Origin of the sequence: Lunatimonas lonarensis, from assembly GCF_000390185.1 — a bacterium.
Classification (GTDB): domain Bacteria; phylum Bacteroidota; class Bacteroidia; order Cytophagales; family Cyclobacteriaceae; genus Lunatimonas; species Lunatimonas lonarensis.
In genome coordinates this window covers 129270-152846 of sequence record NZ_AQHR01000049.1, presented here as the reverse complement: position 1 = coordinate 152846, position 23577 = coordinate 129270, and the positions used below count along the sequence as shown (strand labels likewise).

Below are 23577 nucleotides of genomic sequence, written 5' to 3'. Positions count from 1 at the left end.
AAATTGCTATTTAATCAGCTTGCATATGATCAATAGACAACAAACCCCAAAAAATAGTGAACGCTTGTTGGTACTTTTCTGGGCTCACCCGCCGGCGAAAAAGATTGCTGTATTCATTGCCGTCCTTTTTTGGGTTCATATGCACGCCCTTGCGCAGCAATCTCCCGCCGAGCCAAGGGTAAAGGTATTCCGTGCCGGTGCGGCAACGAGCGTGATCACGCCCAAGATAGGGACTTCCATCAATGGCAACATGCAGGATGTCCAGGTGAAGCATGTACACGACGATACCCATGCAAGGAGCCTGGTGCTGGATGATGGTGCCACCAAGTTGGCGATTGTTACCCTCGATCTGTGCATGGCCTATCGGGAAACCCTCGACAAGGCCAAGCAACGTGCCCATGCGTTTACGGCAATCCCGGTGGAGAATATGCTGATTTCCTCCACCCATACCCATTCAGGTGGAACGGCCTGCTCGGTATTTCAAAGTGATCCCGATCCGGCATACCTGGATTTTTTGGTGGAGCGTGCCGCAGACGCCATCATACGCGCAAACAATAACCTGGAGCCCGCAAAAATAGGCTGGGGTGTAGGGCATGAACCCGGTCAGGTGTTTAACCGCAGGTGGAAGATGAGGCCCGGTGCTGTTTTGACCAATCCCTTTGGCGGTGTGGACCGGGTAAAAATGAACCCGGGAATTGGCAACCCGCACTTGCTGGAGCCCGCTGGTCCCACCGATCCGGAGATTCCGATCGTAGCCGTGAAATCAAGGGATGGCAAACCCATCGCCCTGATGGCAAATTATTCCCTGCACTACGTCGGAGGAACGGGCAGCGGAGAGGTTTCTGCCGATTATTTTGGCATGTTTGCGAACAAATTTGCCCAGCTCATCGGGGCCGACCAGCAGTCCCCGGCTTTTGTGGCCATGATGTCCAATGGCAGCAGCGGAGATATCAACAATATCAATTTTGCGGGACCTGCGCCCGAGCGGCTGCCGGCCTATGCCAAGATGGAAACTGTAGCCAACACGGTGGCAGCGGAAGCCTTTAAGGCCTACCAACATATTGAATACCAAGAATGGGTGCCCTTGGCGGTGGTTCAGAAGGAAATTGTCCTGGATGTCAGAAAGCCCAATACCCAAGAGCTTGTAAGGGCTGAGGCAATCCTCTCCAAGGCTAAGGGCCCCAACATGGTTTCCATGGAGGAAATCTACGCTAGGGAAACGGTATTGATGAAAGACTTTCCAAACAGCGAGCGCATTCTGTTGCAGGCCATGAGATTGGGGAGCTTGGCGATCACGGCCATACCCTGTGAAGTTTTTGTAGAGATAGGCCTGGAAATCAAAGCCAAGAGTCCTTTTGATCAGACGTTTACGGTTTCTCTGGCCAATGGCTATCACGGATACTTGCCTACGCCCGAACAACACGAGCTGGGAGGGTATGAGACTTGGCGCGCCAGGTCCAGCTACTTGGAAGTCAATGCTTCGCGAAAGATCACCGATCAGGTGTTTACGCTTTTGGACGAGTTGAAAGCAATGCCCGCCACTTCCCGATATACCGATCCCCTGAATGCCAATAACCGGAAGCTTGGCGACAAGATCGCCTTATTTGACGGCAAAAGCCTGGCGGGTTGGTATACCTTTTTGAAAGACAGGGGGAAGAACAATGACCCCAAGGAAGTATTCACCGTCAAAGAGGGCATGATTCATATCTCCGGAGAAGAGTGGGGCTGCATCACCACCGAGGAGCCCTACGATAACTACAAGCTGGTGGTGGAATTTAAATGGGGAGGCGGCACCCACGAACCACGGCTGGACAAATCCCGGGATAGTGGAATCCTGTTGCATTCCCAAGGGATGGATGGGGGTTATTCCGGTACCTGGATGCACTCCATAGAGGTGCAGATCATCGAGGGAGGCACCGGGGATTTCATTGTGGTCGGGAACGGGACGGATCAGTTTGCCGTTACCAGCCCGGTAGCATCCCAAAAAGTGGGAGGTGCCCATGTTTACCAGCCGGACGGGGATCCCGTGACCCTACATGGTGGAAGGGTTAACTGGTTTGGTCGGGATCCGGAATGGAAGGATGTGTTGGATTTCCGAGGAACCCAGGACGTGGAAAAACCGGTAGGGGAATGGAACACCCTTGAGTGCCATGTGTTGGATGGAGAAATTACAGTGTACCTGAACGGGGTGTTGGTGAACAGGGCCTTGGATTCAAAGCCAAAAAGCGGAAGGATCCAAATACAGTCCGAAGCTGCCGAAATGTTGGTGCGAAAGGTAGATCTTTATCCCATTTTGTGATGGTTGGTATGCGGTATCAGGGGCACCGGAGTAGTTTTTTTCTTTTGTTGATCGTTTGGATCGTTGGATTATGGGGCTGCGACAACGAACGCGCCGATACAGGTGGTAGCGATGAAGTCATTTTCGAATTGCAGGATTCACCGGTCAATTCTCCCCTGTACAGCTACGCCGATTCGCTTTCACTGAAAGCTGCCTTGGCCAGTTTCCAGTTGGAGCCGGGGCTGCGGATTGAGTTGATTGCTGCAGAACCTCTGGTAATCGACCCGGTGGCATTTGCCTTTGACGAAAACCGCGTGCTGTATGTGGCTGAAAACAGGGGTTATCCGGATCCGGCAGAAGGGGGTACGCCCACCCGGCTCGGAAGGATAGCCCGGCTGGAAGATAGAGACGGGGACGGTAAGTACGACCACCGAACCGAGTTTGTTACCGGGCTTACCTACCCCAATGGGATCATGCTTTGGCGAGGCGGCGTGTTTGTGACCTGTGCCCCGGACATCTATTACTTTAAAGATACCAATGGGGACGGTGTGGCGGATGTCAAAAAAGTGGTACTGACCGGCTTCAATGCGGATAAGACCGCGCAAATCAGAGCTAGCCACCCTACGCTGGGCCTCGACGGGTGGGTTTATCTGACAGGGGGGTTAAACGGAGGTTCAGTGACGTCTCCGGAGCATCCAACCCGTGCAGCAGTTCCCTTTTCTTCTTCGGATGGCCGTTTTCATCCAGATACTTTTGAGTTTCAGACAACCGGTGGTAGAAGCCAGTTTGGCCTGGCCTTCGACCCGTTTGGTCGGCGCTTTGGTACTTCCAACCGGCATCCGTTGCAGCATGTGGTGATGGAGCCATGGCATCTGGCCCGAAACCTAAATCTGGTATTCAACCAATCCGTTCACAATGTAGCCAAGCCGGAGGCAGAGGCTACGGTCTACCCAATCAGCAACGCGGTCACTACGGCGGATTTTATCCCCAAGCTGATCGGTTTATCCCATAAAGGAACTTTTACCTCAGCATGTGGGCCGGTCCTTTACTACGGGACGGCCATGAAGTCGGAGCATATGGGCAATGCATTTATCTGCGAGCCCGCCCAGAACCTGGTGCAGCGGCAAATTTTGACGCAAGAGGAAGTTTCTTTTCGTGCACAGCGGGCTTATGAAAACCGTGAGTTTTTGGCTTCAACTGATAGTTGGTTCAACCCAGTTTTTTTGGCGCATGGGCCGGAAGGAGCGCTTTACTTGGCAGACATGTACCGAAAAGTGATCGATCACCCTTCCTACGTTCCTGAATCGGCAAGGGGAGGCTTGGATTTTGAAAGCGGAAAGGATCGGGGGCGTATGTACCGTATCGTAAGCAAGGATTTCAGCCAGGCTAAGCTAGCCGGTGATCAGCACCGGATTTTGGAGTCGCCAATATGGGATCCGGTGTCCTTACTTGGGTCTTCGGAGGAGTGGGAACGGTCTATAGCCCATCGCTTACTACTGGAGACCTCGGATTCGCGGCTTTCTTCGCGGATAAGCGACCTTTTTTATTACAGCGAACAGCCCGAAAGCAGGGCAAGGGCACTATGGGTTCTACAGTCCTTGGGGGCTTTGGACGTAGACCTTTTGAAAGCAGCCTTTGGCGATACGAATTCGGGCGTAAGGGAGCAAGCGGTAATCTTGGCGGGGCCTCTGCTTGATAAGCATCCGGAATTAAAACAAGCGGTGACCGCAGCTGTCGAAGACAAGGAGATGCGGGTGAGGTACCTGGCATCGTTGGAGTTGGGGGCGAAGAAGGATGAGGAGGTCATTGGCGTACTTGCCCGGTTGGCAGCGGTTGACGGGGAGAATCTCTGGGTGCGAAATGCGGTGCTAAGCGGGATAGATGGTCAAGTGTCTGAGTTTTTGCAGGCTTTCCGAACGTATGAATCGCCCGACCGTCCTGCCTTTCCACCCATGATGCAAGAAATAGGTGCCTTGGTAGGCCGATCGGCGTCTCTGCGGGATTGCCGTGAGCTACTACAGGATATGTTGGATTCTGAGGGGAATATCCGCTGGCGGATGGCTACTGTGCTGGGATTGCTTGGGGGGTTGGAAGGAAGAAAGATTGCCCCGTCAGATCTTGGCTTGGCTCATGCATTGGATAATGCGTCGCTTTCTGAACCGGAGTTGGCTTTAAGGAAAAGATTTGTCGCACAGGTGGCCCAGCTTGGATTGGATGAGTCGGAGGCCTTGTCGGCGCGAACTGCTGCCGCATCCCTGTTGGGTTATGTTCCTTTTGATTGGGTGGAAAGGGAACTCGGCCAATTACTGAAGCCTATTAACCCGGCAGAGGTACAGCTCGCAGCCGTAAAATCGACTGCCAGGACAGGCGATCCGCGTGGTGCTGCCTTGTTGCTCACCGCTGACGCTTGGGTTGCTTTTACGCCCCGGGTCAAGTCTGCGGTGATTTCCGAGTTGGTCTCCAGAAGCGGCAGCGTGCAGCAGTTGCTACGTGCCATAGCGGATCAGGTGGTGGCACCGGCCGAGATACCCTCGATGGTGCGGCAGCGATTGATGGGAGACGCGCTACCTACCATCCGGGAACAGGCCGCCGCCCTTTTTCATGACCTGGAAGGCGGTGGACGCATGGCAGTTTACGAGGCATATCTGCATGTATTAGAACATCCTGCTGATCCCGTTTTGGGAAAGGAAGTGTTTGAAAAAAGCTGCTCCTCCTGCCATACCTACGCCGGACAAGGCGGGCAGGTGGGGCCGGATCTGACAGGCGTCCGAAACCAGCCGGGAGACGCTCTGCTGCTGCATACCCTTGTTCCAAACTACGAAGTATTGCCTGCTTATCAGGCGGTTTCGGTGCAGACCAGGGATGGCAGAACGTTGGCGGGATGGGTAGCTGCGGAAACAGACCAAAGTATAACGCTTCGGACAGCCTATGGAACCGACGAAGCCGTGTTGAGATCTACGATTGTTTCGGTGCAACATTCAGGGCTATCCCTTATGCCGGATGGACTGGAGCAAACCATGACCAAGGACGAGGTGGCCCACCTCATTGCTTATTTGAAGTCGGGGGGTGTTGGTTCCTAGGAATACTTTCGTGGAATTTCGTCCGCGGAGCCATCAGTATCAAGCAAAGTCAACGCTACGCGACATCCTGCATATTGACCACTTTCCTAAACTCGGAGGGGGTCATTTTCTTGTGCTTCTTAAATTGGCGGTTGAAATTAGCCAGGTTGTTGAAGCCGCATCCAAAGGCCACTTCCACGATATTCATATCGGTTTCAGAGAGCAGCTTGCATGCATGGCCTATGCGGACCGTGTTGAGGTATTCGACAAAAGTGATGCGATACTGTTCTTTGAAAAAATTGCAAAACGTGGTAACGGCCATGTTGGCGAGTGCTGCTACTTCTGGTAGCGTGATTTCTTGGTCAAAATTTTTGAAGATGTATTCCTTGATTTTGGAGAGGCGGTCAGATCCTTGAGGATCCACTTGGTCCAAATAGCCTGGACTGGCTAGGAGTTCATATTCGCGGGTTTTAGACAGAATGTCGAAGATGGAAAGCAGGCTGGAAAGTCGTTGGATGCCATTCATATGGACCATACCTGTCATCAGTGCCCTCACCTGCTCCTTGGTATTGCCGCTTAGTGCCAGGCCCCTTTTGGTCAGTTTCAGGAAATTCTTTAGGGGCTCCATCTCAGGTATATTTAGGAAATCCTCGCCGAGAAAGTGTTCCTGAAAGTGGATTACGATGGCTTCTGCCGGGCCTTCTGCCTGACCGTTCATATAGGCCGAGTCATTGACCCATACGTGTGGCAAATAGGGCCCCATGCATACGAGATCCCCTTGCTGGAAGTAGCCGATATGGTCGCCCACCATGCGGCGTCCGGTACTTTTCAGCACCAAAACCAATTCATATTCGGGATGATAGTGCCAGGGGCAAGGGAAGTAGAGCCCCTCCTCTTTGAACACGATAAAGGACTTATCAAAATCCTGCGGTAGTCTGACTTCTATCGATTTCATTTTTTATACTAAGTTTTTTCAATGGTCAGAACATTTCCCGGTTTGTCGGGAGACACGCCCCGTTGACTCCAGCAGGAGCGAGGCTCCGTGCTTGCCGCAGACAGGCCTCGTAGATGATGATCATGCCGGTGTGTTTGACCACTACGCCATACCTATCCCTCTTTGGTAGGCTAAATTTCATAATGTATTGGTTTTGTTAGCTTAATATAGGTTAAATCTCTGTAATGTAAAAGCTTTTTGGGATTACCTGAAAAATAGTATCATAAATGTAAATAATAATAACAGAAGAGGACGGGAGAAAACAGCTTCTCTGATGAGCGGTATTTTTTGCTGAAATCGAGCATGACGCAAGCGACACACACTGGGATGACTATCCGCCATGCGAGATTCCATGTGACCTTTGAAAAACAATTATAGACACATGAAAAATAGTATCACTATTGTAAAGAATATGAATAGTATCTCTGAGGGTTAGCAGATACTTTTGGTATTGGTAAAACTTATCCGTTGGCTCCATACTGTGTCGACAGCCGATTTTTATAGAACTGGGAATGGTAAAACCGAATGAGCTTGCAGAAATTGAACTGGGAGTAGTTGGCCTTGGATTGATGGGGAGTAGTATTGTGGTGGCGTTATTGATTGCAGGGCATCCCGTGCGCGGCGTGGCACCTATTTCTTCGGACATGGTCGATGCGGAACTCCGGATCATTAAGCAATTGAAGCACGCCGAGGAAAGCGGCTTGTTAAATCAACCTATTGCCCATTATGTTTCTCGTTTGATGCTGTCCGAGGACTTTGGTATATTGAGGGACTGTAAGCTGGTTCAGGAGTGTGTAGTCGAACGGGCGGAAATAAAAGGGCTTATGTACCGGAAAATTGCGGAAGCCTCGGAGGGCAAGGCGATTATTTCCAGTAATACTTCGGCCATTCCGATCAGCGTGCTTCAGGAACGTGCGCCCGATCCGGCACGATTCCTGGGCATACACTGGGCCGAGCCAGCCTACCTGACCCGCTTTTTGGAAATTACCAAAGGAGCGAAGACGGCGGAGGAGCCCGCGCAGTGGGTGTTTGAATTGGCCCATTTCTGGGACAAGGAGCCCACTTTCCTGCAAAAGGACATCAGGGGGTTTGTGACAAACCGGCTTATGTATGCGGTGTATCGGGAGGCGTTTCACCTGATCGAGACAAAGGAGGCAACGGTAGAGGACGTGGATAAATCCTTCCGCTACGATGCCGGGTCTTGGATCACAGCTATGGGACTGATGAAACGCATGGATTTATTGGGATTGGCGGATTTCCGGGTAGCGCTAAACCGCCTATTTCCAGCACTCAGCAATTCTGCCGAAGTTCCGGAACTCATGCGGCAAATGGTGGAGCGAGAGGCCCGCGGTATTCAAAATGCCCGCGGCTTGTACACGTATACAAAGCAAGAGGCGGAAGAATGGGAAAAAGCTTTCGCTGCTTTCAATAAGGAAATATATAAACTGGCTGCAGAGCATCTTTCTGCGGGCACCAAATAGTTAGGTTTATGATAAATAATCGGTACAAGGAATCCGGAAGTTGGCTGGATCGGGCCAAGAAGGTCCTAGCCTCCGGAGTTTCATCGGAATTTCGAAAATACAACCATCCCCACGCCTTGTTCTACACGCATGGGAAAGGCGTTTACCTCTGGGATGTGGACGACAACGAATACTTGGATTTTACCCTTAGCCAAGGGCCCCTTATTTTAGGCCATTCCAATCAGGAGGTATTGGATGCCGTGAATGACTATTCCGCCCGCGGACAGCTATTTGCCGGTCAGCATCAGCAGGAGATCGAGCTTGCCGAGTGGATGCATCGGGTCATCCCTTCCGCCGAGTTGATGCGGTTTTGTCTGGATGGATCTGAAGCGGTGCAAACAGCGATCCGGGTAGCACGTGCCAAAACCGGTAAGGTCAAGTTTATCCGATTTGAAGGTCACTATCATGGTTGGCTAGATAACGTTGCCTGGGGCATATCGGCACCTTCGCCTGATGCGTTGGGCGAAAGGGGCCATCCTGCGGTCTATCCTTGGAGTAAGGGGTTGCCTCCGCATGCCCAAGACGAGTTTTTGACGCTTCCTTGGAATGACCTAGAACTGGTGAAAGCCACCTTAAAGGATCGCCATCAGGAGGTGGCGGCCATTATCACCGAGCCCATGATGTGCAATAGCGGTTGTATTCCGCCCAAGCCTGGATTTCTGCAAGGGTTAAGATCCCTTTGCGATCAATATGGCATTGCATTGATTTTTGACGAGGTCATTACCGGCTTTCGTTTGGGCTTGTCTGGAGCCCAAGGACTATTTCAGGTGACGCCGGATATGGCGATTTTTGCCAAAGCACTCGGTAGTGGCTACCCTATCAGCGCGATTGTAGGTAAACAGGTCTGGATGGAGGAGATCGCATCCGGCCGGGTAATCCATGCCGGTACCATGAATTCCTGCAACCCTACGGTTGCTGCCGCGCTGGCAACGGTTCGCATTTTGGAAAGAGACAATCCTTATCCAAAAATGTTTGCGTTAGGGGAAAAGTTGCGGGCAGGGCTCAGGCAACTGGCTGAGGAAATGGGGATCAATCTGCTGGTCCAGGGCCTCGGACCAGTGATCCATACCGGCTTTATTGACCGGGATAATGTGTCGGAATTCCGGGAGGTACTACAGTATGATGGGGCTAAATTAAAGCTGTTTGTTTCCGGCCTGCACGATGCGGGAATACGGGTGATAGGGAGGGGGCTTTGGTACATAAGCAGTGCACATGAACCTGAACACATTGATGAAGCACTTGCTAAATCTAGGGAAGTTTTGCTTCGGTTAACGCAAGGAAATTTATGAAGCTGCCCTATCACTCCGTGGCTGTCATCGGAACTGGCCGCTTGGTTCATGAAATCGTATGTTGCCTCCTACAGGCCGGGCATCAGGTACGAGTTTTGGGATCCTCCAAGATCGATCTGGCTGAATTACTAGGCCCTACAGATGCTGTGGAGGCAGTAGATGAGCTTCTCGGTCATCTGGTAGTATCCGAAGACCTAGGAGAACTCGCTCCGGTAGATCTTGTTATTTTGGTCACCCCGGAAGACTTGCAAGCCAAACGGGAGTCTTTACAGACAATCAGCCAAATAGTGGCGGAAGATGCTGTTTTGGCGGTGAACACTGAGAGTTTTGCACTGGAAGAGCTGCGGGCTGACTGCACCGGCCCTGCCCGGATTATTGGATTGAATTGGGTAAGGCCGGCCCATGTAACCCTGTTTGCGGAAATAATCGCTACTTCGGACACACCGGCCTATCTATTGGGGCCATTGATGTATTTGTTGGAAAACCATTGGCAAAAGGATCCCTATGTGGTTTATGGTGGGAGGAGCATTCGATCCAGGTTATTGGCAGCGATGATTAGGGAGGCGTTTTTCTTAGTCGAGCAGGGCTATGTAGGTGCGGAAGATATCGACCGCGCCTGCCGAAACGATGCTGGGTATTACATGCCCTTCGCAGGAAACCTGCGCTATATGGATCTCATGGCTACGAACGTATACGGGCTTGTCATGGAGGATCTCAACAAGGAATTGGCCACTGGAAAATCACTTCCTCCCTTCTTTCAGGAGATTTTCCATGGGAACCCTAATCCTGGCATGGAATCCGGTAAAGGCTTTTACAGCTATCAGGAGGGATCTGGGGAGATAGAGGAAAAGAATCTGCTGGTATTTGCACACAAAATAAGGGCATTGATGGATAGGTTTCCCTTTCCGAGAGGCAAGCAGTCCGAGGAGACACCGACCGTGAAAGATAGTATGCCATTCACGCATAAAAATAGAAGCCTCTGATCTGGCTAGTCCCGAAATTTAGATTCGAATAGCTTATTTAACGACATGGATACAAAAGCCTTAAAATCCACATTTGATCGGGATGGATTTGTCTACCTGCCGGGCTTCCTGAGTGCAGCCCAGGTTACTGAAGTCAGCGAGCGATTGAAACGGTTTATCGCTGAGAGGTCTGCATCCCTTCCTCCCGAACACATCAAATTTGAAGTGAAGGGGGACGGCACTACCCTCAAGATGCTACAGGATCTTCACGTATACGATCCGTTTTTTGCCGATGTGCTGTTCAACAGTACCTTTTCCAAATTAGCGGAGGATCTCTTGGAGGAGGAGGTCATAGGCAAGACGGTGGAGTATTTCAACAAGCCCCCCAAGGTGGGCAAAGCCACCCCTCCCCACCAAGATGGCTACTATTTTATGCTGAAGCCAATGAGTGCCGTCACCATGTGGATGGCCTTGGAGGACGTAGATGCGGAGAATGGCTGGGTAAGTTACGTAAAAGGCTCGCACAAGCTGGGAATGCGGCATCACGCCTTTACCAACACCCTGGGGTTTTCCCAAGGAATTCCGGATTTTGGCATTCCTGCCGATACGGAGAAGGAAGTGTTTTTCAAGACTAAGCCAGGGGACTTGTTGGTACATCATGCGCTGACCATACACCGTGCGAGTCCAAACACCAGTGAAGAGCGAACCCGAAAGGCCCTCGGTCTCATCTATTTTGGAGCCTCTGCTGCCGAAGACGTGGCTGCAAAGGAGGCTTATGTGAAGGCGTTGAACCAGACCGGACCATGAGCTATTTCCCTGCATCCGGCACATGGCTTGGTTTGGTGTTGATCGTTTTGCTGGGGGCATGTGGCTCTCACCACGACCCTATCGTATCTGAGGCCTTGCGGCAGGAGGCCGTTCAACTGCTGGACAACGTGATGCAGGAACAGGAATCATGGGTAAAGGTACATGCAGCCGAGTACAAGATATGGTCAGGCTACAGGGAAGGTGTTCGGGAGACCTATTTGGCTGAAAAGGATCGCTACGAGGAATTGTCCCAATACCGGGTGGGCATCTGGCGTGTATTGGCTCAGGCTATTCCCGAGCAACGGGATTTTTACTCCCAAAAGATCGTAGAGGCCTTTCGGGATCCTTCTGGGGACGATCGCATTCACGCAGCGGAAACAGCCGCCAAGTTAGGCCTTTCCTTAGGTGACCTCGCTCCGGTGGAAACAGAACAAGTGTTGGCAGGATCCATCAATTCCCTCTACGTATATACCTTGTGGAGTACCTTCCAAGGATCCGGGCAACCCGTCGACAAGCCGTCTTTATTGGATCTTGTACTGGATAGGACCGTAGAAGACTTGCCGAGGATGCAGGCTGCCTTTGCACTGAGAAATGAGCGAAATATCCCCCCAGACCAATGGGAGTCATTGGCTTCCTCGGCAGTGGAAGCGCGGAATGGGGAGCTTTCCCGGGTGTACCTCCTTTCAGCGGCCTATGTCAATGCACCCGATTCGTACCGGGAAGCCCCGCTTTTCTCCCAAATCAAAAAATCCCTATTGGAGCTTGAGCATTCACCTCGAAAAGGGGAGCGGATGGAATTATTGATGGCGTTGTCCATGGCCGGCAGTGAGGAGGATCTTCCCCTCATGAAGCGTCTGTTTGATGGAGAAAACCCAATTTTGATACCAGGCGAAACCAAGGAGGCGTCGGTGAATTCTTCGGATAACATGGATGTACGTGCCACGGCAGCTTATGCCATCCTTCAGCTAGATAGGAGGCAGTCCTACGCCCTTGCAGTTGGCGATTGGATGGTGATCGTCTTTTACCTATCGGGTATGCTTGGTATAGGTTATTTTTTTTCCCGCCGAAACAAAAACGCCAAAGACTATTACTTGGGCGGTGGGAAGATGAACCCGATAGCCGTCGGCCTTTCGTTGTTTGCCACCCTGCTCAGTTCACTTAGTTATCTGTCCTATCCCGGAGAGATGATCAAATACGGCCCCGTCATTTTTTCCGGTGTGCTGGTTTTCCCTTTGGTGTATTATGTGGTGGGCTGGTTTCTGATCCCTAAGTTTATGAGGCTGCGTGTTACCAGTGCGTACGAGATTTTGGAAATAAATCTAGGCGTGAGCATACGGCTTTTGGCGACTTTCTTTTTTTTGTCCCTCAGGTTTTTGTGGATGGGGACGATCATCTTTATCACCGTCAATACGGCAATTTTGTCGATTTTTGGGTTTGATCCATCTTATACTCTGGTAATCAGTGTGTTGTTGATGGGTGTAACGGTCGGATATACGACGATGGGCGGCCTAAAGGCGGTGGTATTTACAGATGTTATTCAGTCAGGCGTATTGGTCGGAGGAGCCTTGCTTACGCTGGCAGTGGTAAGCTGGCATTTTGGTTCCATTAGCGCTTGGATTCCAACGGAATGGCTTCCCTATTGGGGTGAGTTCAAATGGGGCTTTGATGCCCGGGAGCGGCTCACCATTGGAAATGCCCTGTTGACGACCTTCGTTTGGTACCTCGCTTCCTCGGGCTCTGATCAGATGTCCATACAGCGGTTTTTGGCCACGGCAAATATTCATACCGCTAGGCGTACCTTCGGGGTGTCATTGGTGACCACGTTCGTGGTTCAGATGCTGCTGGGTTTGGTTGGGTTGGCGGTTATGGCCTATTTCACGGCTTTTCCCAGGTACCTGGCTCCTGGAGAGACACTGACCTCCCATGCAGATCAGCTGTTTCCCAAGTTTATTCTGGTAGGCTTACCGGTAGGTATTTCCGGACTGGTTGCTGCCGGGATACTCGCCGCGGCCATGTCCAGCTTGTCTTCGGGGCTCAATTCCACCTCCTCGGTCATATCGGAGGATCTATTGAAGCGTTTTTCCAAGAGGTACACGGCGCCCAAAAATCAACTCAAGTCCATACAAAAGCTCTCCCTCTTTGTAGGTGTGTTGGCTTTGGGGTTGAGTTTGGGTATCAGCCGGGTGGAGGGCAACCTGTATGATGTGATTGTCAAGGTGGTCAACCTCTTTGTGTCACCCCTGTTTGTATTGTTTTTTATGGCCCTATTTGTTCCCTTTGCCACTGCTAAAGGTACGTTTTGGGGTGGGATAGCCAGTGTTGCAATCGCCATAGCCGTTGCTTTCTACAAGGTATTTGGCATTGAAGTTTTGTATATCATGCCGGTTTCGCTTTTCGTGGGCATCCTGGTAGGCACCCTGCTCAGCTGGGTGGATCACCGTGTACTGGGCAATCCGGAAACGATGAAAAAAAGGGTGCGCGCTGCCGCCATTTTAAAGGAAAAGGTCACCTAAACAAGCCGCCATGAAGATCATCAGCAAAGGAACCGTAGGCGGTATTCCACTAGGGGATGTCTTGAACAGCAAAACCTTTCCAGCCTTTGAAATCTTACCCTCAGGGCGTTGGCTGGCTGGTTTCAAAGCCTCGGAGAAAAAGGCCGATGCCCGCCATAAGTCGGTATGGATGACCTGGTCGGATGATCAGGGGGCTTCTTGGGTACCGGCGTTTGTACCCGTGGAGTTGCCCGAGGTGTCCGGCAGGGTAGGACAGGCAATTTCGCTTTACTTCTTGGCACTTGGAGGTTCCCGGGTGCTATTGGTAATCAATTGGGTCGATGAATCCGACCCTGAGGCCCCGTTTTATGACCCAGCAGATGAAAGCCTGAAGGATACACGGATTTTTTGCAGCATGAGCCAGGATTCAGGAGCGCATTGGTCCGAGCCCAAATTGATAAATACAGATACAATGGGCGGTCCCGTACCGTTGACTGGGCCACCCATTCGATTGGGCGATGGCAGCCTGCTTTGCCAGTTGGAGATCAATAAGTACAAGGGGGATCCAAGGAAATGGGTTCACCGCTCCGCCCTGCTGCGTTCGGTAGATGAAGGATCTACTTGGCCGGAAGTACGAATCGTAACGAATTATCCAGACTGGTACTTTTGGGATCAACGACCCAACGTGTTGCAGGATGGCCGCACGCTGATCAATTATTTTTGGACCCTGGATGGAAAGAGAAATGAATACCTGAACCTGCACGAGGCCGTCAGCAGCGATAGTGGGGCGAGTTGGAACTTCCCAACGGATACAGGCATCTATGGGCAGCCGGGGAGGCCCGTTCAGCTGGATGACGGGCGCATCGTACTTATTTGCATAGACCGGTCGGTAGTGCCCGTGATCAGCCTCTGGATAAAGGATCACCTAGCGAGCCCTTTTACAAAAGTGGGGGATGTTTTTCAGGCTGATTTGGCCAGACAGGATTCCCGGTACGTCACCATGAATGAAGCTTGGGCCGAAATGGCCAGGTTCTCTATAGGGCATCCCCAGTTACTGCATTTGGGAGGTTTGGAAGTACTGGCTTATTTCTATGCCGGTACCAAAACCGACCACACCGAAATCGACTATGTACATGTTTCGTTGAAATGACGAGTGATGAACGGAGAAATGCATAAAAGCAACAACCCCTACCAATGGGAATATTCGGATCTTGATAAACGGACGATTGCCGGTCTGTTGGATTTTCTTCCTCCTAGGGTGTTTGACGCTCATGCGCATATTTACCGCGTAGCGGATTTGGGCTTGTCGGACGCCGATGCCAATTTATGGACAGGAGGTGGCCAAGAGGCGTCGATTCTTTCTTGGCACGAGCAGGTTTCTCCTTTGTTTCCAAACGCAACGCTGGAAGGAGGACTGTTTTTTCCCGCTCCCCTGCCTCGTGCCGAAATTTTGTCTTCCAATCGGTATTTGATGCGGGAGTTGGATCAACACCCCGCTTCCCGTGGACTCGCACTGGTCACGCCTGACCTCACTCCGGAAGACTTGGAAGACGTGCTTGCCCATCCGCAGGTGGTTGGCTTAAAGCCTTACCATGTTTACAGCAGGGAGAAGCCGACCCTTCAGAGTTCCATTTCCGGGTTTTTTCCGGAGCATTGGTGGAGTTGGGCGCACGAACACCAAGGGGTGGTCATGATGCATATCGTAAAGGACGATGCCCTAATGGATCAGGGAAACGTCGATGAGATCCGCCGTAGGTGTACCGAATATCCCGGTATGAGGCTGGTGTTGGCCCACACCGGCCGTTCCTTCCACGCCCCGCATGCTGCTGGGATGAAGGCGATCCGTGATCTGGAAAACGTCTGGTTTGATATGTCCGGCGTGTGCGAGCCAGCATCAATGGAGGCCGTGATAGAACATTTTAGTTCCCAAAGGCTCTTTTGGGGAAGCGATTTTCCGGTATCTTCCCTGCGGGGAAGGGCGGTAACCATAGGCGATGGGTTTTTCTGGATGGATGTCCATTCCTGTGATTGGATCCGATCCCATGGCAGCCCCGTGTTGGTGGGAATTGAATCGTTGAGGGCACTTCGGCAGGCATGCCGCCGTATGTCGTTGAATGCCGCCGATATTTCGGATATTTTTTATGGTAATGTGCTGCGGATGTTAACGCTTGCGCCCAAGGGGACAAATGCGGGGCAAGACCTGTACGTAAAGGCCAAGCAGCGTATCCCCGGAGGCGTACAGCTTCTTTCGAAGCGTCCCGAAAACATGGCCCCGGGCCATTGGCCTCCCTACTTTAGTCGCGCCAAGGGCTGTACCGTTTGGGATCTGGACGGGAATAGGTACGAGGATTTTTCCACAAACGCCGTAGGATCCTGCCTGTTGGGCTATGCCCACGAGGCTATCAATCAGGCGGTCATGCGCAGGGTGCAATGGGGCAATATGTGTTCCCTAAACCCACCCGAGGAAGTCGCTTTGGCGGAGGAATTATGCGATATTCATCCTTGGGCAGAGCAGGTGCGCTTTGTCAGAGGAGGTGGAGAGGCCTGTGCCGTGGCCGTGCGCATTGCCCGCGCCACTACCGGCCGCTCCAAAGTGGCGGTGTGTGGGTATCATGGATGGCAGGATTGGTATCTTGCGGCGAATCTAGGCGGTCAAGATGCTTTGAAGGGCCACCTTCTTCCCGGCTTGGAACCTGCGGGCGTGCCAGATGAACTCCGAGACACCGCCTTTACTTTCCGGTACAATGATTTGGAAGGCTTTCGAAAAGTGATGAATCAGCATGGGGACGAGTTGGCCGCGATAGTCATGGAACCCTGTAGGGGAGTGGAGCCAAGTCCAGGATTTTTGGAGGAGATCCGTCGGGAGACTCGCCGTAGAGGCTGTCTGTTGGTGTTCGATGAGATTACAGTAGGCTGGCGCCTGGGTTTTGGTGGTGCTCACCTGCGGTATGCTGTGGAGCCGGATATGGCGGTGTTTGCCAAAGCCTTGGGCAATGGATATCCCATAGGAGCCATCATTGGAAGCCGAGCGACGATCGATGGAGCCCACGGATCCTTTATCAGCAGCACCTATTGGACCGAGAGTCTGGGGCCGGTAGCTGCGTTGGCGGTATTGCAGGCCATGCGGGAAACCGATATCCCAGGCCATGTACGCCGGGTCGGGATGCAGGTGCAGCAGGCTTGGCAAAGCCATGCCGAGCAATTGGGCTTGCGAGTTAAGGTGGGCGGCTTCCCGAGTTTGGCCACCCTGAGCTTCGACTACCCGGAAGGGGAGATGCTTCGGACCATTTTCACCCAGCAAATGCTGCAGCGGGGGTTTTTGGCTGGTGCGGCATTTTACCCCACCTTGGCACATACAGACCGTGTAGTAAATAGCTATACGGTAGCCTTGGGTGAGGTGTTCGGGAAAATGGCCATGGCAATAGAGGCCGGAAATGTCCGGCAATTGTTACAGGGAGAGATTGCCAAGAGCGGATTTGCCAGGCTTATTTGAAAGCGGTTGATGAGTAATGCCTTTGCCTTCCGGAGCTTAGATGTCGTTTTGCTTTTTGCTTAGCCGATTATTTTATACATTAAAAGCATGTTACCATAAGCCCCTATGAACAAGTTCTCCGATTCCCACCGCCGCTCATTTTTGAAAAATTCCCTGATAGGAAGTGTTGGTTTGCTGGCCCTTTCTCCTGTTGCACTTACATCGTGCAGTAAAGGGGGACTTTTTGGAAAAAGGAGAGAACTTGATTATACGATCCAACGGGAGGTACCCACCCGTCTTTTCGATGGAGAACGGTGTTGGGTTCACCCGCGCGCAGGACTGGTGCCCAGAGCGGGAAAGGGAGGCCAGCCGCGAATTGTCATGACATTAAACACCCTGGAGCTCAGTGGCAGCGATGTCTTCAAAGGGATGTATGGTATGTACAGCGATGATTTGGGGGAGACTTGGTCCGAGCCGAAGCTCTCCGAACATTTGGCACCCCGCATGGAGCACATCGCCGGAGAGCAGAGGCCTGTCGCAGCCAGTGACTTTTGGCCTACCTGGCATGCAAAATCAGGCAAGCTGTTGGGTACCGGGCACACCATTGTCTATACAACTGACTGGAAGGTGAGTTCCCCTCGGCCCAGGCATACGGCCTATTCGGTATATGACCCCTTGACTGATAGCTGGACGGTTTGGGATAAGCTCGTGATGCCGGATACGCCGTCCTTTTCGAATGCAGGGGCAGGCTGCGTTCAGCGCTATGACCTGCCCGATGGATCTATCCTATTGCCGATCTATTTTTCCCCGCCCGGTGAAAATTCCCGGGTGACGGTAGCCAAGTGCCGTTTTGACGGTTCCGAACTTACTTACTTGACACATGGCAACGAGCTGTCCGTGCCGGATCAAAGCCGCGGTCTACACGAACCCTCATTAACGTACTTTGGGGGGATGTACTACCTTACCATCCGAAACGATGTACAGGGGTATGTGAGCAGGAGTGCAAACGGGTTGGATTTTGAACCCATACAGCCCTGGCGTTTTAACGATGGGCAGGAGTTGGGAAATTACAACACCCAGCAGCATTGGGTGACCCACAGCGAAGGTCTCTTTCTTGTCTATACCCGTCGGGGTGCGGACAACGATCATGTGTTTCGCCATCGGGCACCCCTTTTCATCGCGCAAGTAGATCCGGATCGCATGGTTGTCATTCGGGAAACGGAGCGGATACTGGTTCCGGAGCGTGGTGCCCGGTTGGGTAACTTTGGGGTGACTGCCGTGAGTCCCGAAGAAACCTGGGTGACGGTGTCCGAGTGGATGCAGCCCGAGGGCGTGGAGCAATATGGCAGCGACGGCAGCGTATTTGTGGCCCGCATTCGTTGGAATCTCCCTAATAAAAATGATATATGCTGCGGGAAATTGGTGTGATATATGCCTGCGGCGAAATATTGGGTTGGGTTTATGAGGTTAGGATCGCTTCGAGTTTTGGGTTATTTTGGAATTTGGGGCAATAAGTACCCACCTGCCTAGCGTGATTTTCTCGAAAAATGGTAAATTCGTTTGAATCGGATTTGTGTATGAGGAGGAATTTTAAATCTAAAAAGTATTCTGAATAGATTCACCGCAGAGGGCACAGGGTATGGAATTGAATGAATTGTCATACAAAATAATCGGATGCGTATATAAGGTGCATACCGAATTGGGGCCGGGTCTATTGGAGTCTACCTATGAGGTTTGTTTGGAGTATGAATTACTGAAAGCGGGATTGGCTGTAGAACGGCAAAAGCCACTTCCGGTAACTTACGATAACATCAGACTTGAAGCAGGCTATAGAATAGACCTTTTGGTCAATAGTCAGATTATTTTGGAATTAAAGTCTGTGGACGAAATCGCTCCCATTCACAAAGCACAACTAATGACGTATTTGAAATTAACAGGGCTAAAATTAGGGCTATTGATTAATTTCAATGTACTTCAAATGAAGACAGGGATTAAAAGAATAATTATGTAGGAATTCACCACAGAGAGCACGGAGGCGCACAAAGAAAATAAGGAATAACTCTGTGGTACTCTGAGTACTCTGTGGTAAAAAAAGAAAAGTAAGAATAACTCGGTGTTAGTCCGCGTGCTCTGTGGTAAAACAAAGAAAATTATCACCACAGAGATCACAGAGGTACACAGAGAAAGGAAGGAATAACTCTGTGAAACTCTGAGTACTCTGTGGTAAACAAAGAAAGTTATCACCACAGAGATCACGGATGGGACTGGTTTGTTCCAAAAAACCCTTGGCTTAGCCGCCGTAAAAAAGTATTAGGATTCTATCAGAAAGTAATAGCCATAACATACCGGTTCCGGTATCTTTGGTAATCGGGTGATTTAAAGACCTGCATACCATGGAAATGAGAAAGAGCCTTGTGCTGAAAAAATTACGGGCCGGTGAAAGGGTCACCTGCTTTAAGATTAACCTGGCCGATGCCCGATCGGTTGAGATCGCCGCTATCGCCGGTTTTGATTGCCTCTGGGTAGATCAGGAGCATATTGGACAGGATTGGTCCATATTGGCTTCCCAGATATGGGCGGCAAAGGCCCATGGCAAAGACGTCGTCGTAAGGGTTCCAAGAGGGAGCTACAGCGACTACGTGAAGCCGTTGGAATTGGATGCGGCAGGTATCATGGTGCCCCATGTAATGGATGTAAGCGAGGGTGCTGCGGTGGTTCGCCAAGTTCGTTTTCACCCGGTGGGCTTACGAGCCATCGATGGGGGAAATGCCGACGGTGCCTATACTGCCTTGGACTTTAAGCAGTACCTCCGTGAAGCCAATTCCGAGCGATTTGTGATTTTTCAGATCGAAGACCCCGAGGCCTTGGAGGTAATTGAGGAAATTGCGGCGCTGGATGGCTTTGATATGTTGTTTTTTGGGCCCGGAGATTTCAGTCAGGGCATAGGTGCTCCTGGCGAGTGGGGCCATCCCAAGATTCAGGAAGCCAGAAAGCGTGTGGCCCAGGTTGCGGCTAAGTATGGGAAGTTTGCCGGTACCACGGGTGGTGTTGCCCAGTTACATGACTTATATGCCATGGGGTACCAGTTTGTCAGCATCGGTGCGGATGTGGTGGGCCTGTCCCAATACTGCCAGAAACTCCTCAGCGATCTCCCTTCTGCCCCCTCTAGCCCCGAAGGAAACTCGTATTACCATCCCAAGGATACGTGATGAGGTACGTTGATTTAGGAAAAACAGGTTTGCGTGTATCGGAAATCGCATTTGGCGGGGTGGAGATCGGCATGCCCTATGGGATAGGTATTCGCTCTGAAGCGGATATGTTGCAGGAGAAAGAGGCCGTCCATCTTTTGAATCGCTCATTGGATGAGGGGATCAATTTCTTTGACACCGCAAGGATGTATGGTGACTCGGAGCGCCTGATGGGGATCGCCTTTGCCTCAAAAAGGGAGCAGGTCCTAATCAGCTCCAAATGCCGACATTTCCGTGATCAGCAGGGAAATCTGCCGGCGTGTGGGCAGGTAGCCCAAATAATTAATCAGTCGGTGGAGGAAAGTCTGCGGGCTTTGCGGACAGATTACCTAGATCTGTATATGTTGCATCAGGCGGACCTGGAGATTCTAAAGCATGAAGAAGTAGTCGATGCTTTTTTGGCACTGAAGTTTGCGGGCAAGGTTCGCAGCATAGGGGCCTCTACCTACACCCTGGCCGAGTCTACCGAAGCGGTTGAAAGTGGTGTTTGGGAAGTAGTCCAGTTGCCCTTCAACCTGTTGGATCAACGACAGGCTGCGGTTTTTGACGGGGCTGTCGAGCGTGGGGTGGGGTTGGTCATCCGCTCGGTGTTGCTGAAGGGTTTACTGAGTGAGCGTGGTAAATGTCTGCCAGAACCCTTGGAACAGATCGAGCGCCACATTGAAAAGTTGGCAGACCTGGCAGGCAGCCTTGGCCTGGATCTGCCCACCTTGGCCATTCGGTTTGCGCTATCTTTTGATGCGGTGTCCTCAGTGTTGGTGGGGATCGATCAGGACAGCTATTTGCTTCATGCGGCAGAAGCGGCACGAAAATCCCAATTGGAAGAGGAGGTTTTCAATACCGCCAAGCGTCTGGTTTACCCCGATCCGGCATTTATAAACCTCCCCCACTGGGATAAGATGGGGTGGTTAACCTAATCGAATGTGGAAGATATGATATGTATTGGAATAGTGGGCATGAGTCCCGGAAATGCACATCCTTATTCTTGGTCTGCGATTATCAATGGATCTTTTGATGGAAAGGAGATCGCAGAGATCGGCTATCCGGCCGTGTCAGCCTACCTTCGGGCAAACCGCGACACGTTGGGGATTCCCGGTGCAAAGGTGACCCACGTTTGGACGCAGGACTTGGCGATCAGCGAAAGTATTGCCAAATCTTCTAAAATACCCCATTTGGCCGAGAAACTGGAAGACATGGTGGGCGAAGTCGATGCCGTGATTTTGGCCAGGGATGATCCGGAATATCACGTGGCTATGGCCAAGCCATTCTTGGATGCCCGAATTCCGGTATTTATAGATAAGCCACTGGCATTTAATCAGGATGATTTGGATTATTTTGCCGGTGAAGTGGCAGCGGGGAAATTTCTCATGTCCTGTTCGTCCATGCGCTACTCCCAGGAGTGCCGTACGGTGAAAACCGAATTGGGAGCCTTGGGAAAGATTCACTTGGTGACCGCGGTGGGTAAAAAGGATTGGAAAAAATATGGCGTACATTTGCTCGAGGCACTTTTCAGCACCTTGGACGATCCTGTTCCGCTTTGGGTGCAGCACGTCGGGGAGACCAATAAAGATACGGTGGTGATGGAGTTTGAAGGAGGCATCAAAGCGAGCATTCACCTGTTTTCGGATATTTGCGGAACCTTTCAGCTTTCTTTTTTCGGAAGTGATGGCTGGCGAATGGCCGACATCCGCAACTCCTATAGTATGTTCCGCGATAATATGATCGAGTTTGTCCGATCAGTGGAAGAGGGGGCAAGCCGTCTAGATTTTGGTAAGACCTATCGCATCATTCAAACTGTGATAGGCGCTCAAACTAGTTTGGAAAACGGAGGAATAGTGGTTCCATTGAAGAAATAACTATGCATGTAAACGAATTATTGAGCCTAAAAGGAAAAGTTATCGTAGTCACCGGGGGCTCGGGACAATACGGGAAATGCCTGGTAGAAGGCCTGGCCGAGGCGGGCGGAACAGTCATTACCACTTCCAGGGATCTGGCGTCGGCCGAAAGGACCGCTGCTGCATTTCAATCACAGGGTTTGCAGGTGTTTCCCATGGCGTTGGACCAAGGGATTCCAGAGTCCGTGGTTGCTTTTCGGGAACGGATCGTGGCTGAATTTGGCCACTTGCATGTATTTGTAAACAACGCCGTCTCCCGGCCCATGAAAGGGTACCGCGGGGCCCTGAGTCAATTTGCCGAATCCATGGAGGTAAACGCCACGGGGATGATGGATCTGCTTCGGCAGCTAACATACCTGATCATTGACTCCGGAGGAGGTTCGGTGATCAACATCGCCTCCATGATGGGGATGAAAGGGCCGGATTTATCCAATTACGAAGGAACTACGATGGGAGACCTGCCCCCCGACTACTTTTTTCACAACGCCGGGCTGATCAACATTACCCGATTTATGGCCAAGATGCATGCGGGAAAAAACATTCGGTTTAACTGCATAAGTCCGGGAGGGCTTTTTAACCACCAACCCCAGGCTTTTTTGGATAACTATTGCCGTAAAGTGCCCATGCGTCGTATGGCCAATACCGATGACATCAAAGGGTTGGCGGTATTGTTGGCTTCGGATGCAGGAGCCTATATAAATGGTGAAAACATCCTAATGGACGGGGGGCTAAATGCGTGATTTGGTAGGGAATAGGGAGGAGGATTTCGAGAGCACCTTTGGACTCCATGGAAAGCTAATCTGGGTGGTAGGTGGTGCCGGCTATTTGGGGCAATCAGTAGTAAAGATGTTGGCCTCTGCCGGGGCACGGGTGATCTGTGCCGATTTGGGAAGCAAGAGCAAAGATTTTGTGGGTCAGGCAGGGTTATTTCCAAAAGTGATCCCCGTGTCCTTGGATATTGCCGAAGAGGAACAGGTGGAGGCTTTTGCCTCCCTGCTTTCGTCGGAGTTTGGAGTACCCGATGGGGTGGTAAACTTGACCTATGCGGCTTCCGGGAAGGCGTTTGCCGACCTTACAGGGGCGGACTTCGACCGAGTAAATCAAGTAGGGCTCACCGCTGGCTTTGTTTTTGGCAGAAAGGTCTGCGATCTTATGGCCCAGGCCGGTGGAGGTAGTTACGTGACCTTTGGCAGCATGTATGGGATGGTTTCTCCAGACCCCGCTGTGTACGAAGCACCGATGAACCCCAATCCAATAGAGTATGGGGTAGGGAAGGCGGGTATTGTTCAGTTGACCAAATATTTTGCCATGCAGTATGGAAGGCAGCATGTGCGATGCAATTGCTTATCTCCGGGGCCTTTTCCGAACCCCGAAGTACAGGATTCCTACCCGGAATTTGTACAAAGGCTGGCGGATAAAACCCTTTTGAAACGCGTCGGGAAAGCCCATGAAGTGGCAGGAGCCGTTTGTTTTTTGCTGTCATCGGCATCATCTTTCATGACAGGGCATAATATGGTAGTTGACGGCGGGTGGACCACTTGTTAATAGTATTTATATAAAC

18 protein-coding genes are annotated in these 23577 nt (G+C 51.5%); 16 read left to right on the top strand and 2 right to left on the bottom strand.

Translation table 11 applies throughout. From position 1 onward, the window contains the following. The first annotated feature begins 25 nt into the window (after nt 1–25). Together ADIS_RS22680 and ADIS_RS08000 are read left to right on the top strand one after the other, a co-directional pair. Entirely contained in the window at nt 26–2299 is a 2274-nt protein-coding gene (locus ADIS_RS22680) for a neutral/alkaline non-lysosomal ceramidase N-terminal domain-containing protein (protein WP_010853913.1), read from the top strand. Further along, nucleotides 2299–5358, top strand: a complete 3060-nt coding sequence (locus ADIS_RS08000) for a PVC-type heme-binding CxxCH protein (RefSeq protein ID WP_010853912.1) — start codon at nt 2299–2301, stop codon at nt 5356–5358. Before ADIS_RS22680 ends, ADIS_RS08000 begins: the two co-directional genes overlap by 1 nt. Before the next feature lie 55 nt (nt 5359–5413). Here ADIS_RS08000 and ADIS_RS07995 read toward each other — a convergent pair whose 3' ends face one another. Both ADIS_RS07995 and ADIS_RS22930 read right to left on the bottom strand, forming a co-directional pair. Next, on the bottom strand, nt 5414–6292 hold the full coding sequence (locus ADIS_RS07995) for an AraC family transcriptional regulator (RefSeq protein ID WP_010853911.1): 879 nt from the start codon (nt 6290–6292) through the stop codon (nt 5414–5416). Between the two features lie 25 nt (nt 6293–6317). Beyond that, on the bottom strand, nt 6318–6473 hold the full coding sequence (locus ADIS_RS22930; RefSeq protein WP_155907253.1) for a hypothetical protein: 156 nt from the start codon (nt 6471–6473) through the stop codon (nt 6318–6320). Between the two features lie 370 nt (nt 6474–6843). Here ADIS_RS22930 and ADIS_RS07990 point away from each other — a divergent pair, with 370 nt between their 5' ends. The 14 genes from ADIS_RS07990 (at nt 6844) to ADIS_RS07925 (ending at nt 23561) form a co-directional block, all read left to right on the top strand. Further along, the gene (locus ADIS_RS07990; RefSeq protein ID WP_010853910.1) at nt 6844–7812 is read left to right on the top strand and encodes a 3-hydroxyacyl-CoA dehydrogenase family protein; all 969 of its coding nucleotides are present in this window, start codon (nt 6844–6846) and stop codon (nt 7810–7812) included. An 8-nt stretch (nt 7813–7820) separates the two neighbouring features. Then, nucleotides 7821–9140, top strand: a complete 1320-nt coding sequence (locus tag ADIS_RS07985; protein ID WP_010853909.1) for an aspartate aminotransferase family protein — start codon at nt 7821–7823, stop codon at nt 9138–9140. Then, nucleotides 9137–10123, top strand: coding sequence for a 3-hydroxyacyl-CoA dehydrogenase family protein (locus ADIS_RS07980; protein ID WP_010853908.1), 987 nt, complete (start codon nt 9137–9139; stop codon nt 10121–10123). The genes ADIS_RS07985 and ADIS_RS07980 overlap by 4 nt, the downstream gene beginning before the upstream one ends. A 45-nt stretch (nt 10124–10168) precedes the next feature. Beyond that, the gene (locus ADIS_RS07975; RefSeq protein WP_010853907.1) at nt 10169–10909 is read left to right on the top strand and encodes a phytanoyl-CoA dioxygenase family protein; all 741 of its coding nucleotides are present in this window, start codon (nt 10169–10171) and stop codon (nt 10907–10909) included. Then, nucleotides 10906–13422, top strand: coding sequence for a sodium:solute symporter (locus tag ADIS_RS07970; protein ID WP_010853906.1), 2517 nt, complete (start codon nt 10906–10908; stop codon nt 13420–13422). Before ADIS_RS07975 ends, ADIS_RS07970 begins: the two co-directional genes overlap by 4 nt. A gap of 10 nt (nt 13423–13432) precedes the next feature. Continuing rightward, nucleotides 13433–14551: a sialidase family protein gene (locus ADIS_RS07965; protein WP_010853905.1), complete on the top strand. Its 1119-nt coding sequence runs from the start codon at nt 13433–13435 to the stop codon at nt 14549–14551. Between the two features lie 6 nt (nt 14552–14557). Next, the gene (locus tag ADIS_RS22280; RefSeq protein ID WP_010853904.1) at nt 14558–16894 is read left to right on the top strand and encodes an aminotransferase class III-fold pyridoxal phosphate-dependent enzyme; all 2337 of its coding nucleotides are present in this window, start codon (nt 14558–14560) and stop codon (nt 16892–16894) included. 105 nt (nt 16895–16999) lie between these two features. Next, nucleotides 17000–18301: a hypothetical protein gene (locus tag ADIS_RS07955; RefSeq protein ID WP_010853903.1), complete on the top strand. Its 1302-nt coding sequence runs from the start codon at nt 17000–17002 to the stop codon at nt 18299–18301. 211 nt (nt 18302–18512) lie between these two features. Continuing rightward, nucleotides 18513–18884: a GxxExxY protein gene (locus ADIS_RS07950; RefSeq protein ID WP_010853902.1), complete on the top strand. Its 372-nt coding sequence runs from the start codon at nt 18513–18515 to the stop codon at nt 18882–18884. 382 nt (nt 18885–19266) lie between these two features. Further along, nucleotides 19267–20082 (top strand): HpcH/HpaI aldolase family protein, encoded by an 816-nt coding sequence (locus ADIS_RS07945; protein WP_010853901.1) that lies wholly within the window; start codon nt 19267–19269, stop codon nt 20080–20082. A 29-nt stretch (nt 20083–20111) separates the two neighbouring features. Next, nucleotides 20112–21038 carry an aldo/keto reductase gene (locus ADIS_RS07940; protein WP_238325407.1) on the top strand — a complete coding sequence of 309 codons (927 nt, stop codon included), beginning with the start codon at nt 20112–20114 and terminating at the stop codon, nt 21036–21038. A 15-nt stretch (nt 21039–21053) separates the two neighbouring features. Next, nucleotides 21054–21977: a Gfo/Idh/MocA family protein gene (locus ADIS_RS07935; protein WP_010853899.1), complete on the top strand. Its 924-nt coding sequence runs from the start codon at nt 21054–21056 to the stop codon at nt 21975–21977. Nucleotides 21978–21979: 2 nt separating this feature from the next. Next, nucleotides 21980–22756, top strand: coding sequence for an SDR family oxidoreductase (locus ADIS_RS07930; RefSeq protein WP_010853898.1), 777 nt, complete (start codon nt 21980–21982; stop codon nt 22754–22756). Continuing rightward, nucleotides 22749–23561, top strand: coding sequence for an SDR family oxidoreductase (locus tag ADIS_RS07925; protein ID WP_010853897.1), 813 nt, complete (start codon nt 22749–22751; stop codon nt 23559–23561). Before ADIS_RS07930 ends, ADIS_RS07925 begins: the two co-directional genes overlap by 8 nt. Nucleotides 23562–23577: the final 16 nt, after the last annotated feature.